The sequence below is a fragment of the Citrobacter sp. TBCS-15 genome, assembly GCF_005280815.1.
Classification (GTDB): Bacteria; Pseudomonadota; Gammaproteobacteria; order Enterobacterales; family Enterobacteriaceae; genus Citrobacter; species Citrobacter werkmanii.
Genome location: NZ_SZWK01000102.1, coordinates 357,739 through 372,800, shown reverse-complemented (window position 1 = coordinate 372,800; position 15,062 = coordinate 357,739). Strand labels below are relative to the sequence as shown.

The window sequence follows — 15,062 nt, the reverse complement described above, 5'->3', positions numbered from 1 at the left end:
TTTTTTATCTGTGGCCAGGGAAAAGGTGCCGGAAAGGCGATGCAGGTAAAAAAATGGCCCCTTGTGCAGTGACGCGACAAGGGGCCGGTTCGGTTCAGGACTATCGCCGTTCATCAATCATCCCATCTGTGGCTAAAATACGCGGCCAGGAAACCGGAAAATAAAATAATTCCCAGAACAGCCATAAAAATATTCATATTACCCAGCATAGTAAATGCTCCTTTATCTGTGAGTTTCCTCTCTTACCTTAAGTTCACCTCGCTTATGACTATAGTAGCAATTGCAACTTAAACAAAGGCTGAACTGTGTGATTATTTCGTCTGAAATGTAAAAAAATGACGCGATTTCGTCGGGGGAAATAAATAATAGTGACAAGGCGCGCTTATCCTTGCGCAAATTAACCACGATTTTATGCTGAGTTCCACAGTCATTGCTATGCGAACCCGACGCAAATTGTTGCACGTTTATAATGCAACGCTGTCTCATGGTGGTTCAATTTTCCTGGCGATCCCCCTTCTTGATGAAATGTTTTCATCCAGTTACTGAGTTATACGATTCTAATGCCTTGATTTTATATGATATTTTAATATCTGGCATCGTTTTTGCCTTATTGCTTCTGAATCCCCTTAATTTGCACCGTTTTGTCTGCCCGGCTGCACCGGAGCTTTCAGCGAATCTAATTTCAGGAGTGAAACTATGCAGCGTCGTACATTTTTAAAAGCTTTTGCGTTATCGGCCTCCGTTATGGCAATGGGCATGAGTTTTAGCGTCCAGGCGGCTGACACTATTAAAGTGGGCATCATGCATTCGTTATCCGGAACGATGGCGATTTCCGAAACGCCGTTGAAAGATGTGGCGTTGATGACTATTGACGAAATCAATGCGCAGGGCGGCGTGTTGGGCAAAAAGCTGGAGCCGGTTGTGGTTGATCCGGCCTCGAACTGGCCGTTATTTGCTGAAAAAGCCCGACAGTTGCTGAGTCAGGACAAAGTGGCGGCGGTGTTCGGGTGCTGGACATCGGTTTCGCGTAAATCGGTGTTACCGGTATTCGAGGAGTTAAATGGTTTGCTGTTTTATCCGGTGCAGTATGAAGGCGAGGAAATGTCGCCTAACGTCTTCTATACCGGCGCGGCGCCTAATCAGCAGGCGATCCCGGCGGTTGAGTATCTGATGAGTGAGGATGGCGGTGGTGCGAAACGCTTCTTCCTGCTGGGGACTGATTATGTTTATCCGCGCACGACTAACAAAATTCTCCGTGCCTTTTTGCATTCGAAAGGCGTTGCCGATAAAGACATCGAAGAGGTGTACACCCCGTTCGGACACAGTGATTATCAGACCATTGTCGCCAGTATTAAAAAATTCGCCGCAGGGGGAAAAACGGCGGTGGTCTCAACCATCAACGGTGATTCTAACGTTCCATTCTATAAAGAGTTAGCGAACCAGGGTCTGAAAGCCACCGATGTTCCGGTAGTGGCCTTCTCCGTAGGTGAGGAAGAATTACGCGGTATTGATACGAAACCGTTGGTAGGCAACCTTGCCGCCTGGAACTACTTTGAGTCTGTCGATAATGCGGCTAACAAGAAGTTTGTCGCGGATTACCGGGCGTATGCCAAAGCGCACAAATTACCGAATGCGGATTCGGTTGTGACAAACGACCCAATGGAAGCCACCTGGGTTGGCCTGCATATGTGGGCACAGGCAGTAGAAAAAGCCGGAACTACCGATGTGGATAAAGTCCGTGCTGCAATGGCTGGGCAATCATTCGCCGCGCCATCTGGCTTTACCCTCACGATGGATGCCACCAACCATCACCTGCATAAACCCGTCATGATTGGCGAGATTGAAGGCAACGGTCAGTTTAACGTGGTGTGGCAAACCGATGAGCCGGTCCGTGCCCAGCCGTGGAGCCCGTATATCGCCGGCAATGATAAAAAATCTGAACAACCCGTGAAAACCGCCAGCAACTGATCTTATGCCCTCCTGCGGGAGGGCAACGCTTGGGAGAATGCTCATGAAAGCCATGCGCTTTATTCGTGGTGTGATGTTGCTGACGTGGTTTTTGCCGTGGATAGCGCAGGCATCAGATGCCGATACTTTTACCGCTGCCAACCGGACGCAGCAGGCTGTCTTACTTGAACAGTGGGCGACAAATCCTGACCTTAAGCGTTTACCCGTGCTTAAGGCGCTGCGAGATGAAAATCTGCTGACCGATAGCGCGAAAAATGCGTTTGTCATGGATGGGGCGCAAGCACAACCGTTGGGGAGGGCAACAGGTCCTGACGGTGAGCTAAAAAAAGTCCGGCTGACTAACCGGCTGCGCAATCTGGTTGCCGGAACGTTGGCCGTTCATCAACTTTTAAGTGACAGTGTCACTGAAAGGAGCGCCGCAGCCAGGATATTACAGCGTGAGGCTCAGCCTGGCATGCTGTCATTTTTGCAGCAACGACTGGCGCAGGAACCGGATGCTAATGTGAAATCCGCCCTGGTTATTGCTCTGGCTAACCTGCGACTGACCAGTACCTCGCCCGAGGTCAGGCGGCAGGCAATTGAACAGTTGGGGGCGTCAAATGACCCTGAAACCCAGGCGAAATTACAACCCTTCACCCGTGCAGAACATGAGCCTGATGCCCGCGTTCGCGCTGCCGCCAACGAAAGTCTAAATTCTATCGCGCATCGCATGAAGATTGGCGATCTTCTTGGTCAAGCCTTTATGGGGTTGTCTCTGGGCTCTATTTTGCTGTTGGCGGCGTTAGGGCTGGCGATTACTTACGGGCTGCTGGGTGTCATCAATATGGCGCATGGCGAGATGTTGATGCTCGGCGCTTACTGTACCTGGATGGTGCAACAGCTGATGGGGCAGTTTCTTCCGCAATGGTTAGCCTGGTACCCGGTCATTGCGCTTCCGGTCGCCTTTTTACTTACCGCGGCAGTAGGAATGCTGCTGGAGCGCGGTGTGATCCGCCATTTATATGGCCGTCCGCTTGAAACACTACTGGCTACATGGGGGATCAGCCTGATGCTGATCCAGTTGGTGCGAATGACCTTTGGTGCACAAAATCTCGAGGTCGCCAATCCGACATGGCTTTCCGGGGGGATTCAGGTCTATGCCAATCTGATTTTGCCGTGGAACCGAATTGTGGTGCTTGGCTTTGCCATGCTGGTGCTGTTCTTCACCTGGTTATTGCTGAATAAGACCCGTCTTGGGCTGCGCGTGCGCGCGGTGACGCAAAACCGCAATATGGCGGCCTGCTGCGGCGTGCCCACCGGGCGAGTCGATATGCTGGCCTTTGGGCTGGGTTCAGGGATTGCCGGGCTGGGTGGCGTGGCGCTGTCGCAGTTGGGTAACGTGGGGCCAGAACTGGGGCAAAGTTACATTATTGATTCGTTTCTGGTGGTGGTGCTTGGCGGGGTTGGACAACTCGCCGGGAGTGTGGTGGCGGCGTTTGGTCTCGGGATCTTCAATAAAATTCTTGAGCCTCAGGTGGGGGCTGTGCTCGGCAAAATTATGATCCTGGTGCTGATCATTCTGTTTATCCAGAAACGACCTCAGGGACTTTTCGCATTGAAAGGGAGGGTTATTGACTAATGACTATGCCAATGACATTAACACTGGCACGAAAAGCGCCGCGCGTGACGCGCATCCTGGGGCTGTTTTTGCTGCTGGCGCTCATTATTCTGCCATTTCTGGCGCTGCTACCGGTGGATCATCCGCTGGCAATCTCCGTCTGGACACTAACGCTGGCTGGGAAAATCCTGTGCTATGCCATTGTGGCGGTCGCACTGGATCTGGTGTGGGGCTATGCCGGAATGCTCTCACTGGGCCATGGCATTTTCTTTGCGCTGGGGGGATATGCGATGGGGATGTACCTGATGCGTCAGGCCTCCGGCGAAGGACTACCGGCTTTTATGTCGTTTCTGTCGTGGACCGAACTGCCCTGGTTTTGGTGGGGAACGCAACACTTTATCTGGGCAATGCTGCTGGTTGTGCTGGTACCCGGCCTGCTGGCGCTGGTGTTTGGCTGGTTTGCCTTTCGCTCAAAAATCAAGGGCGTCTATTTCTCCATCATGACTCAGGCCCTGACTTTCGCTGGCATGTTGCTGTTTTTCCGTAACGAAACCGGGTTTGGTGGAAATAACGGTTTCACCGGATTTACCACTATTCTGGGATTCCCCGTGACCGCGACCTCAACCCGTATCGCGCTGTTTCTGGCGACGGTGATGCTACTGGTGCTGGCGTTATGGCTGGGACTGGCGCTGGCGCGCAGTAAGTTTGGTCGTATCCTGACTGCCGTGCGCGATGCCGAGAATCGGCTGATGTTCTGTGGCTATGATCCGAAAGGCTTCAAGCTGCTGGTATGGACGCTTTCCGCTGTGCTGTGCGGGCTGGCTGGTGCGCTGTATGTTCCGCAGGTGGGCATCATTAACCCCAGCGAAATGTCACCGACCAACTCGATTGAAGCGGCGATTTGGGTCGCCCTCGGTGGTCGCGGAACCCTGATTGGCCCGGTTTTTGGCGCTGTGTTGGTGAACGGCGCTAAAAGTCTGTTTACGGTAATCATGCCTGAATACTGGCAACTGTTTCTTGGCCTGATTTTTATTGGCGTTACGCTGTTTTTACCCCGTGGCGTGATTGGTCTGTTTCGCAAAGGAGACAAATAATGCAGCCAGATGAAGGTCTTTTTACCCGCCAGTTGCCAGGGGACAGATTTCGCAATCAAACCGACCCGGTATTGCAGCTGGAAAAAATCAACGTGAACTTCGATGGGTTTCAGGCGCTAACGGATCTCACACTTGATATTGGCGTAGGGGAACTGCGCTGCATTATTGGTCCTAATGGTGCCGGAAAAACGACGTTGATGGATGTCATTACCGGCAAAACCAGACCGCAAAGCGGCCGCGCGATTTACGATCAGTCGATTGATTTAATGGCGTTTGATTCTATCGCCATTGCGCGTCAGGGGATTGGACGAAAATTTCAGAAGCCCACGGTATTTGAAGCATTAACAGTGGTGGAGAATCTGGAGCTGGCACTGAAAAACGATAAATCCGTTTGGGGGTCTTTACGGGCGCGCCTTTCGGGTGAACAGCGGGACCGCATCGATGAAGTGCTGGTGCTGTTGCGCCTGGGAAACGATCGAGAACGCCGTGCCGGGCTGCTTTCGCACGGGCAAAAGCAGTTTCTTGAGATCGGCATGTTGCTGGTCCAGGAGCCGCATTTGCTGCTGCTGGATGAGCCGGCAGCGGGGATGACGGATGCGGAGACGGAATACACCGCGGAACTGTTTCGCCAGCTTGCCGGGAAGCACTCGCTGATGGTGGTTGAGCATGATATGGGGTTTGTCGAGACAATTGCTGACCACGTTACGGTATTGCATCAAGGGCGAGTGCTGGCTGAAGGCAGCCTGCGCGATGTGCAGGTCAATGAGCAAGTTATTGAAGTTTATCTTGGACGGTAAGGAGGGCTGATGCTGCAGGTAAATGAACTGAATCAATACTATGGCGGTAGCCATATTCTGCGTGGCGTGAGCTTTGAAGCGCGTATCGGTGAGGTGACGTGTCTGCTGGGGCGTAACGGCGTGGGTAAAACAACGCTCTTAAAATGCCTGATGGGGCTTATCCCTGCCCGCAGTGGAAGCGTGCTCTGGCAGGAGAAAAATGTCACGTACTGGAAACCCCATCAACGGGTCAGAGCCGGTGTAGCGTACGTGCCGCAGGGACGCGATATTTTTCCGCGTCTGACAGTGGAAGAGAACTTGCTGCTGGGCCTTTCCCGCTTTTCAGCACAGGACGCCCGGCGAGTGCCAGATGATATTTACGCGCTATTTCCAGTGCTACAGGAGATGAAGTATCGACGGGGCGGAGATTTGTCCGGTGGACAACAACAACAACTGGCTATTGGACGGGCGCTGGCCAGTCGGCCGCAGTTGTTGATCCTCGATGAGCCCACCGAGGGGATCCAGCCGTCAGTAATTAAAGAGATTGGTCAGGTTATTTCTCACCTGGCGCATCGGGGTGATATGGCCATTTTGCTGGTGGAACAGTTCTATGATTTTGCGCAGCAGCTGGCTGACAAATACCTGCTTATGTCGCGCGGAAATATTATTCAAAGCGGTTCCGGTGAGAATATGGAATCCGAGGGAGTACGAGGGCTGGTGGCCATTTGAGATACGCGACAGAACCACTATGGATCTGTCGCGATAACAATCAGCAGACCGCCGTCTGATCCCAGGGTTTGGCGCGCATACCCTTTATCATTAACGCCCAGGCAAGGACAATCGCCACGATCAGCGCCACAAACAGCGACCATGGCGGTAATGTGGTCAAAATGACGCCGCTGACCAATGGGTTTACCGCGGCACCAAGCCAGCCCAGCGACTGGGCGGAAAAATAGCTGGCTTTCATGCCGGCCGGGGCGATGTTATCGATCAGCATGTATTCGCCCGGTGCGTAAATGACTTCGCCGATCGTGAAAAGGGCCGCAGAAATACCCCAGAACCATAAGCTATTGCCGGAAAACATGAAACCAACCAGGCCGAGCACAAAGAAGATTGTGCCTACTGTCATCAGCGGTCGAATGTTAGTGGCAGTGATCCTGCGTCCAAGGGCATATTGCAGCGATACCACAATGGCGGCATTGACGGGCAGAACGACCGCAACCACTTTTTCGGCAAAATCACCGTTGGCGACCACCATCACGTATTGTGAAATACAGGAGGCAAATGCGCCGCCAACAAATGACGCCAGAAATGCCGACAACGTAAACCAACATAATGCTCTGTCGTGCAGGAGTATCGAGGGTGACCAAACCGCGGCGTTTGAACCTTCTGATACTACCGTTGAACGTTTTACCCACGTCTGGATAAACACCAGTGGTAAAGCCGAGCAGGCGGCCGCCAGCCAGAACGGTAAGTTAATACTTTGCATCACCAGCAGGGTGCCCAGCGGTGGGCCAACGGTCCAGCCGATGTTCAGCACGGTATAATTAAGCGAGAAAATTTTCGTTTTGTTGGTGGCAGAGAGATTATCGGCAAACCAGGCCTTCAGCACCGTTGCGAAGACGGAGTAGGCGCAGTTGATCAGGGCGAAGAGCAACACCACCACCACGACGTTATGCACCAGTGGGATCGCAATAAAACCAGAGGCAAAGCCGCAGATAGCCAGCAGCATGTAGCGTTTTTTATCGAACTTGTCGGCCAGAATACCAAAGCCAAGGCTGAAAACGACGCCAATAGTCAGGGCGACCGTCATCGCATAACCGATCAGATCGACGCTCAGGTTATACTGCCGACTGAGGTAAATCGTCATGAATGGCAGCGTAGCGCCGCGCCCAATGGTTAATAACAAGGATGATGCAAGTAACGCGAGAGTGGACCGTCTCAGAGAGATATTCATTTTCCTGCCCGACAATGCATGTTGTTATGTTTTTTTTAGATATCAGAAACAAATAGCATGGTAAAAGTGTGATGTACACTCAATAAGTTGTCGGAAAATGCCCTCAATAGCCTACCTGAATTAATGATCTGTTCCGGTACAATGATTTCCGTTACCTTAACTTGTTTACAAAAATTTAATATTTGCAAGGGCGGTGGTATGTCACGTAAAGACGGGTTGTTAGCGTTGCTGGTCGTTGTCGTTTGGGGCCTGAACTTTGTCGTCATTAAAGTTGGCCTGCACAATATGCCGCCATTGATGCTGGCAGGATTGCGATTTTTACTGGTGGCATTTCCGGCGATATTCTTTATTGCCCGCCCGAAAATCCCGCTTTCGCTGTTACTCGGTTATGGCCTGACCATCAGTTTTGGGCAGTTCGCGTTTCTCTTTAGCGCCATCAAATTCGGTATGCCTGCCGGGTTAGCTTCGCTGGTATTACAAGCTCAGGCGTTTTTCACCATCATTCTGGGGGCATTCGCTTTTGGCGAGCGTTTGCAGGGGAAACAGCTGGTAGGGATTGCGCTGGCCGTCTTTGGCGTACTGGTATTGATTGAAGCTAGTCTGAACGGGCAGCATGTCGGCATGCTCGGTTTTATGCTGACGCTGGCGGCGGCGCTAAGCTGGGCCTGCGGCAATATCTTTAACAAAAAAATAATGCAGCACACGTCGCGTCCGGCTGTGATGTCCCTGGTCGTGTGGAGCGCTTTAATTCCCATTATCCCGTTCTTTTTGGCATCCGCACTGCTAGATGGTCCGACACAAATTGTGCAGAGCCTGGTGGCGATAGATATGATCACCATTTTGTCACTGGTTTATCTGGCGTTTGTGGCGACCATTGTGGGTTACGGAATCTGGGGTTCATTACTTGGGCGTTATGAAACCTGGCGGGTAGCGCCGCTGTCGCTGTTAGTGCCCGTTGTCGGTCTGGCAAGTGCAGCTGTGTTGCTGGATGAAACGCTCACGGGTTTGCAACTGCTGGGTGCGCTGCTGATTATGGCTGGGCTGTATATTAATGTATTTGGCTTTCGTTTGCGCAAGATAGCGCAGGTGAGAGGGTAAAAAGCCCCGCGCAAAGGCGCAATACCGTTCAGTTAAGAATGTATGGTGAACATGTGATTCTTAATCAGGGTTCCGTTCACCTCATGTTCATCTTTTCTCTGAAACACTGATTCTTGTGAACGTGTAAAGGGCGTTCTCCGCCACGCCCTTTACAATCCCGGCTCCCGGCGGGAAAATCGTTGCTGCGCAATACCCTCCGCTTATTCCTTCAGGCTATCGGGCCGGGCGCGAGGTAGCGTCCCTGCAAAGCGCGCCCTGAGCCAGCATCCATGCTGGCTCTCCCGGCCTTACGGAAACACGTCGGCAATTTTCAGCCGGACCTGCCCACACCTGACCTCCTGCACTTTTATTTGAATATATTTGAACAGCAAAAAAGATTTAGCTGGAAGTCAGAGCGTTGAAGCGATGACCCCGGTCCGGCTGAAAATCGATGAGTCGTTGACGGCTGACCGGGTCTGCCCGCAGGGATGCGGGCAGAGGGGACGGCCTGCATGGACGCAGGCCCGGCCCCGACCCGACAGGCAGACGGCATAAGACGAATGAATCGCGAAGCGACGATTTTCCCGCCGGGAGCCTGGGTTGCAAGGGAGGCGGCGGTGAGCCTCCCTTGCACGTTCACGGGTATCAGCGCTTCAGAGCAATGACACCACTGAGGTGAACGGAACCCTTTCTCTGGGATGGCATATTCATTACTTCTGCCAACACAGGTTGATACTTCCTGAAACTTAAGCGTTAACTGAACGGCCTTGCGCGCAAAGGCGGGGCAAAAACGAATTACAGGTTGCGCGTATTGTAATAAGGCACCCCCAATTCGTCGGACTTATCGCTGCCGGCACCCATATGATTAAAATCGAACGGGGACTGATCGTGCGCAGGGGGCATAATCATTGCGTCACGACTGTTCTGGGTGGCGGGTTGCGCAGTCTGTTCCGCCATGCTCTGGCCCGAAACAACCAACAGCAGGGCCAGCATCGCATAAGACAGAATTTTCATCATTTCCTCGGTTACGTCGTTAACTGGCGATTAGCAATTACACTGATTGAGCGGAAGCAAATAGCGTGATTCGCCGTGCATATTGGTCATACGGTATTTATGCGGCGGAACATCAAAATAGTTTTTGAACGTTCTGGTCAGCGTTTGCTGAGATTCAAAGCCGTAACGCTCCGCCAGATAAAGAATCGGCTCGTTACTTTCTTTTAATTTTTGCGCTATTTCAGTCATTTTACGGCTGCGGATGTATTGACCTAGTGAATGACCGGTTTCTTTTTTAAACATCCGTTGCAGGTGCCATTTGGAGTAACCTGAACGCTCAGACACTTTTTCCAGCGAGAGCGGTGATTCAAGGTTATTTTCGATCCAGTCCAAAATGCTATGAATAGTGATTGTGTCAGTATTGCGTCTGGACATCGTCATACCTCTTTTCTGTTTACGGCAGGATTCTCTTAAGCAAATGCTCAAGCGTGGCTACTTCATCCGCCGTTAAGTTTTTTGTTAGTTCCTGGTGCAGGTCTTGCCCGACTAATTGGTGACACTGCTCGCAAATTGCTGCGCCATGCTCGGTGAGTTTCACCAGCACGCCACGCTTATCATGTGGATTCGGAAGCCTTTCTATCCAGCCTTTACAGGCCAGTCTGTCCAGCATCCGCGTCAGGGCGCCAAGATCGACAGACAGCACTTTTTTCAATTCGACAGGGGTAATGCACACCGCACAACGGATGGAGCAGAGCACTTTGAACTGTGATGCCGTGATATCCAGCGGTGACAGATAGTCGTTTAGCAAACGATCTTTTTTCTGATTAACCATATAGATCAAACGACCCAGTGGGATGATTTCGTTAAACAGATCACTGGTGCTTTTCACAATGGTTGCCCTGGCAAGTAGTTAGTCACGGCTGATATTATTGCTTAGGCAAATATAAGTCAAATGAATGGGTCGGCAAATGCCACGTTTTGCTAAATCAGCAGGCTCATCAACTGACGTATATAATTTTAACGGTCTGATAATTATGGCTTATAGGCGCAGGTGAAAAATGAATCCTTACACCGTGAAAATGGCTTATCACTCGGCTTTCACCTTATACTTGCCGTTGACGATTAACGCACAGGAAAGATGACATTATGATGGACTTGTTTAAAGCAATAGGGCTGGGGCTGGTAGTCCTGTTACCGTTGGCAAACCCGTTAACCACCGTGGCGTTGTTTCTTGGCCTTGCCGGTAATATGAACAGCGCAGAGCGTAACCGTCAGTCCCTGATGGCGTCTGTGTATGTGTTTGCCATCATGATGGTGGCGTACTATGCCGGGCAGCTGGTGATGAATACCTTCGGGATTTCGATCCCCGGATTACGTATTGCAGGTGGGTTAATCGTTGCGTTTATCGGTTTTCGGATGTTGTTTCCACAACAGAAGGCGCATGAGTCTCCAGAGGCGAAAAGCAAATCAGAGGAGCTGGAAGACGAACCGACTGCCAATATTGCATTTGTACCGCTGGCAATGCCAAGCACCGCCGGTCCGGGTACGATAGCCATGATCATCAGCTCGGCGTCAACCGTCCGTCATGGCTCCGAATTTCCTGATTGGGTAATTATGGTTGCGCCGCCGATAATTTTTGCGGTTGTCGGTGTGATCCTGTGGGGGTGTTTACGCAGTTCCGGTGGGATTATGCGTCTGGTAGGCAAAGGCGGCATAGAAGCTATTTCGCGCCTGATGGGCTTCCTGCTGGTGTGTATGGGTGTGCAGTTTATTATTAACGGCGTGCTGGAAATTATTAAAACTTACGCTTAAATAAACGGGCCCGGTATTGTCTTATACCAGGCCCGTTTTTTATGAATGCTGTGGCTGCTCTTCGAGCGATATCGGCCATTTGCGAAAGATTATCACCGACCATACCAACGCAACAACGGCAGGTACTGCGCCTGTATAACCAATCGTTGACATCGACCAGTGTAAACTCACCTGATTACCCACCAGCGCGCCAGCGCCAATGCCGATATTAAAGATACCGGAGAACAGTGCCATTGCGACATCGGTGGCATCCGGGGCCAGCGCCAGCACTTTTACCTGCATGCCAAGACCGATCAACATAATAGCAATGCCCCAGAAAATACTGAGGATAGCGAGGTGCATTTCGCTGTCAGCGGCTGGCAATAGGAGCACCAGGCATACCGTCAGCAGGGCAATGGCGCTACTGATGAGTATGGAAGCATGTAGATTACCCAGTTTGCCAAATATCACACTACCAATAATACCCGCGCCGCCCAGAATCAGTAGCAGCACGGTAGCAAAGTTGGCGCTCAGTCCGGCGACGGTCTGTACAAACGGTTCAATGTAGCTATAAGCCGTGTAGTGGGCGGTGACCACAATCACCGTCAGCACATACAGGCTCATCAACGCCGGACGGTGGAATAACACCGGCAAACTTTTAAGTGAGCCGGAGTGTTCGCTGGGCAATTTAGGCAGTAACTTAATCAGGCAAAGCAGGGTGACTAACGCCCCCATGCCGATAGCAAAGAATGTGGTGCGCCAGCCAAAATACTGACCGACGATACGCCCGATAGGCAGACCCAGCACCATTGCCAGTGCGGTGCCGGTAGCAATCAGGCTAAGCGCCTGCGCACGTTTTCCTGCCGGGGCCAGGCGAATTGCCAGCGATGCGGTAATGGACCAGAAAATAGCGTGTGCAAAGGCGATACCAATACGGCTAATCACCAGCACGGTGAAATTCCATGCCAGGAAAGAGAGCACATGGCTGGCAATAAACACCACAAACAGACAGATCAGGAGCTTGCGTCGTTCCATCTGGCTGGTAAGCAGCATGAAGGGAAGCGACATTAAGGCAACAACCCAGGCGTAGATTGTCAGCATGATCCCGACCTGCGCGGTCTGCATATTAAAACTTTGCGCGATGTCGGACAGCAAACCGACAGGGACAAACTCTGTGGTATTGAAAATAAAACCGGCAATGGCAAGCGTAACTACACGTAGCCACGCCACCTTGCGGGAAACAGTGTCTGTTGTCATATCGATAAATCGGGTTAACTGCGAAAAGGAGAGGCATCGATCTTAAAACGTTTTCTGGCGAAAATACAATCATTTTGTGATTGAGATCACGTTGTTTGGCTGGGGAAGACGGTTGCCTATGAGAGGAGTGCGTAACCCCGGCCAGTACGATGACTGACCGGGAAAACCGCAAGCGCGCGGGATTAGTGCTGTTGTGCTTCTTTCATACACAGTGCTTCATGTTCACTGTCGATAATTGGTTCAACTTTACCCATCAAAAACAGATAGTTCAGAATCCCTACCACGACTAATGCGGCTGAAAAAACCAGCGCCCAGGTAAATGAACCCGTGGCGGCAACGATCGCCCCTGTAATTATCGGCCCTACAGCGCCGCCCATGTTGGAAACGGTATTCTGCAATCCAGCCACGATCGAGACGCTGTTTTTAGGCGCAACGTCTCCTGGGAGCGCCCATACCTGTGATGCGGCGACCGTGGTACCAGATTTTGCGACGCACAGTAAAAAGACGGTCATATACACCGAGTCGGTAAAGGGGGCAAAACCAATGCATAACGCCATCAACAAACCAATGGTCAGAAAGAGTTTACGCGTAGCCGTCAGTGACAAAATTCGCTTATGCACCATACGGTCAGATGCCCAGCCGGCGATGACCTCGATCACCATTCCGCAGAGTAACGGCAATGCGGCAACCATTCCCATTTTAATGAAATCCATACCTTTGTCTTTTACCAGATAAGTAGGCAACCAGGTAATAAAGAAATAGGAAGTATAGTTGATGGTAAAGAAACCAATACACATCGCCCAGATATTGCGATAACGCAGCAATTTATACCAGCGCATAGGCAGCACAGATTTATCACCGTGCTTTTGTTTTTGACCTTCACGAATATGCTTAACTTCGCTGGTGCTGATTTTTTTGTGGTCTTCTGGATTTTCCGTATAAATAAAATACCAGGCAATAACCCAGATAATCCCGACGCTACCAATGATGAGAAACGTCATTCGCCAGTCAAACTGGTAAATCATCCAGACGATCAGTGGCATTGCCACCGCGCCGCCGAATTTAGAGGCGCTGTCAAAGAGTCCGGAAACGGTCGCTCTCTCACTGTCAGGGAACCAGCGAGCCGCGATGCCTGCGTTGCTTGGGTATGCCGCGGCTTCACCGACACCGAGGGCAAGCCGCAAGGCGAGGAGTGATTTAAATCCGGTGGCTAATCCCATCATAGACGTGGCGATTGACCACCATGCAACGGCAAAACCTAATCCTTTTTTCTGCCCGAAGCGGTCGGCAAACCAGCCTGCGGGTATTTGTAAGAGCGAGTATGACCAGAAGAAAGCTGCCATTATAAAACCCATCATTTCAGGGTCGAGTTTTAGTTCGTCGATGAGATGCGGGGCAGCCGCAGATAATACCGTTCGGTCAATATAATTAATTGCAATAGCAAGCCACATTAATCCCGCAATCCACCAGCGGATTCGGGATTTCTCTGCAAAATTATTCATATATCAGGCCCATGGTAGATGTTCATTTTTATTATTGTGGGAAGGCTACAGTATTCTCCACAATGTTATAATTCATTCATGATATTTTTCGGTTTATGCTGATGTATGACAGACTCAATAATATTATGAACACATTGCTCGCCAATATTGCTGATGGCGCCCTCGGTGTATCCTGCAATGTGTGCGGTGGGAATGAAGTTATCGAGGGAAAACAAGGGATGCGAATCGCATGGCTCATGTAAAAAGACATCGGCGGCAGCTCCTTTAATCACCCCTTCGGTCAACGCCTGCAGCAGATCCTCCTCATTCACTACGCCGCCCCGCGACACGTTGATGAGATAACTGCTGGGCTTCATTTTATTAATACGCGCGAAATCAAAGAGATCTTTGGTTTCAGGGGTAAGAGGCGTATGCAGGGTTATGAAATCGCTTTGTTCCGTTAATTCGTCGAGCGAGACGTACTCAACCCGATTCTCTTTGGCAAACTGCGCGTCCTGCCAAGCGTCATACGCCAATACGCGCATATTGAATCCCCGGGCGCGTAGCGCAACCTGTTTACCTATGTTACCTAATCCAATAATACCTATGGTTTTGCCATACACATCGGAGGCGAAGATGCGTGGCCAGTGACCGGCCCGGGTTTGTTCAATAGCCTTTGGGAGCTGGCGCGCGCAGTTGAGGATCAAGGAAAAGGCAAAATCGGCAACGGCATGTTTATTGGCATCAGGCACATTGGTGACATAAATGCCTTTTTCGCGCGTCGCATTGAGATCGATATTATCAACGCCTACGCCGTGTTTGCAGACGATCTTCAGATTTGGGGCCGCAGCCAGCAATTTCGCATTGACATCGGTAAAGGCGACAATCATCGCCACCGTTTCTTTGAGATGGGGTTCAAGCGCTTCCAACCCTGCATCCGCTGGCAACATTATTAATTCCAGGCCGACTTCTTTTAGCTGCGCGATCGGTTGTTGATCGTATTTGGCAAATGAAGGTGATGTACAGATGACGTTCATAACACAATCCTGTTGGTTAAGCGGCGTTACCGCC

15 protein-coding genes are annotated in these 15,062 nt (G+C 51.1%); 7 read left to right on the top strand and 8 right to left on the bottom strand.

Annotated features, from left to right (window positions below):
* Positions 1-113: 113 nt before the first annotated feature.
* On the bottom strand, positions 114-209 hold the full coding sequence (gene mgtS / locus FDW96_RS08535; RefSeq protein WP_003032406.1) for a protein MgtS: 96 nt from the start codon (positions 207-209) through the stop codon (positions 114-116).
* Between the two features lie 487 nt (positions 210-696).
* Between mgtS and urtA the strand changes: the two genes are divergently transcribed.
* From urtA to urtE, 5 genes are read left to right on the top strand one after another with little or no spacing between them, the layout of a single operon-like run.
* Positions 697-1,968 (top strand): urea ABC transporter substrate-binding protein, encoded by a 1,272-nt coding sequence (urtA, locus tag FDW96_RS08530; protein ID WP_137365534.1) that lies wholly within the window; start codon positions 697-699, stop codon positions 1,966-1,968.
* A gap of 43 nt (positions 1,969-2,011) precedes the next feature.
* Positions 2,012-3,586, top strand: coding sequence for an urea ABC transporter permease subunit UrtB (gene urtB, locus FDW96_RS08525; protein ID WP_042308460.1), 1,575 nt, complete (start codon positions 2,012-2,014; stop codon positions 3,584-3,586).
* Positions 3,586-4,659: an urea ABC transporter permease subunit UrtC gene (gene urtC / locus FDW96_RS08520; RefSeq protein ID WP_061381356.1), complete on the top strand. Its 1,074-nt coding sequence runs from the start codon at positions 3,586-3,588 to the stop codon at positions 4,657-4,659. The genes urtB and urtC overlap by 1 nt, the downstream gene beginning before the upstream one ends.
* Positions 4,659-5,456, top strand: a complete 798-nt coding sequence (gene urtD / locus FDW96_RS08515; RefSeq protein ID WP_137365533.1) for an urea ABC transporter ATP-binding protein UrtD — start codon at positions 4,659-4,661, stop codon at positions 5,454-5,456. The genes urtC and urtD overlap by 1 nt, the downstream gene beginning before the upstream one ends.
* Before the next feature lie 9 nt (positions 5,457-5,465).
* Positions 5,466-6,164: an urea ABC transporter ATP-binding subunit UrtE gene (urtE, locus tag FDW96_RS08510; RefSeq protein ID WP_137365532.1), complete on the top strand. Its 699-nt coding sequence runs from the start codon at positions 5,466-5,468 to the stop codon at positions 6,162-6,164.
* A gap of 40 nt (positions 6,165-6,204) precedes the next feature.
* On the opposite strand, the gene ydeE is transcribed toward urtE, so the two are convergent.
* On the bottom strand, positions 6,205-7,392 hold the full coding sequence (gene ydeE / locus FDW96_RS08505) for an efflux MFS transporter YdeE (protein WP_137365531.1): 1,188 nt from the start codon (positions 7,390-7,392) through the stop codon (positions 6,205-6,207).
* Positions 7,393-7,590: 198 nt separating this feature from the next.
* Between ydeE and eamA the strand changes: the two genes are divergently transcribed.
* The gene (eamA, locus tag FDW96_RS08500) at positions 7,591-8,490 is read left to right on the top strand and encodes an O-acetylserine/cysteine exporter (RefSeq protein ID WP_042308449.1); all 900 of its coding nucleotides are present in this window, start codon (positions 7,591-7,593) and stop codon (positions 8,488-8,490) included.
* Between the two features lie 774 nt (positions 8,491-9,264).
* On the opposite strand, the gene marB is transcribed toward eamA, so the two are convergent.
* Genes marB through marR form a run of 3 tightly spaced genes read right to left on the bottom strand, consistent with a single transcriptional unit; the run spans position 9,265 to position 10,351 of the window.
* A complete protein-coding gene (gene marB / locus FDW96_RS08490; protein ID WP_042308447.1) occupies positions 9,265-9,483 on the bottom strand; it encodes a multiple antibiotic resistance protein MarB in 219 nt (72 codons plus the stop codon).
* Positions 9,484-9,513: 30 nt separating this feature from the next.
* Complete coding sequence (marA, locus tag FDW96_RS08485) at positions 9,514-9,897, bottom strand: MDR efflux pump AcrAB transcriptional activator MarA (RefSeq protein WP_003032424.1); 384 nt, start codon at positions 9,895-9,897, stop codon at positions 9,514-9,516.
* 19 nt (positions 9,898-9,916) lie between these two features.
* Positions 9,917-10,351 (bottom strand): multiple antibiotic resistance transcriptional regulator MarR, encoded by a 435-nt coding sequence (gene marR, locus FDW96_RS08480; RefSeq protein ID WP_042308445.1) that lies wholly within the window; start codon positions 10,349-10,351, stop codon positions 9,917-9,919.
* A 257-nt stretch (positions 10,352-10,608) separates the two neighbouring features.
* On the opposite strand from marR, the gene FDW96_RS08475 reads away from it, so the two are divergent.
* On the top strand, positions 10,609-11,274 hold the full coding sequence (locus FDW96_RS08475; RefSeq protein WP_061381352.1) for a MarC family NAAT transporter: 666 nt from the start codon (positions 10,609-10,611) through the stop codon (positions 11,272-11,274).
* A gap of 39 nt (positions 11,275-11,313) precedes the next feature.
* Here the strand turns inward: FDW96_RS08475 and FDW96_RS08470 are convergent, their stop codons facing one another.
* The 3 genes from FDW96_RS08470 to FDW96_RS08460 form a co-directional block, all read right to left on the bottom strand.
* The gene (locus tag FDW96_RS08470) at positions 11,314-12,510 is read right to left on the bottom strand and encodes a sugar transporter (protein ID WP_042308442.1); all 1,197 of its coding nucleotides are present in this window, start codon (positions 12,508-12,510) and stop codon (positions 11,314-11,316) included.
* A 182-nt stretch (positions 12,511-12,692) separates the two neighbouring features.
* On the bottom strand, positions 12,693-14,012 hold the full coding sequence (locus tag FDW96_RS08465; protein WP_042308440.1) for an MFS transporter: 1,320 nt from the start codon (positions 14,010-14,012) through the stop codon (positions 12,693-12,695).
* A gap of 65 nt (positions 14,013-14,077) precedes the next feature.
* Complete coding sequence (locus tag FDW96_RS08460; protein WP_137365530.1) at positions 14,078-15,028, bottom strand: phosphoglycerate dehydrogenase; 951 nt, start codon at positions 15,026-15,028, stop codon at positions 14,078-14,080.
* Between the last annotated feature and the right edge of the window lie 34 nt (positions 15,029-15,062).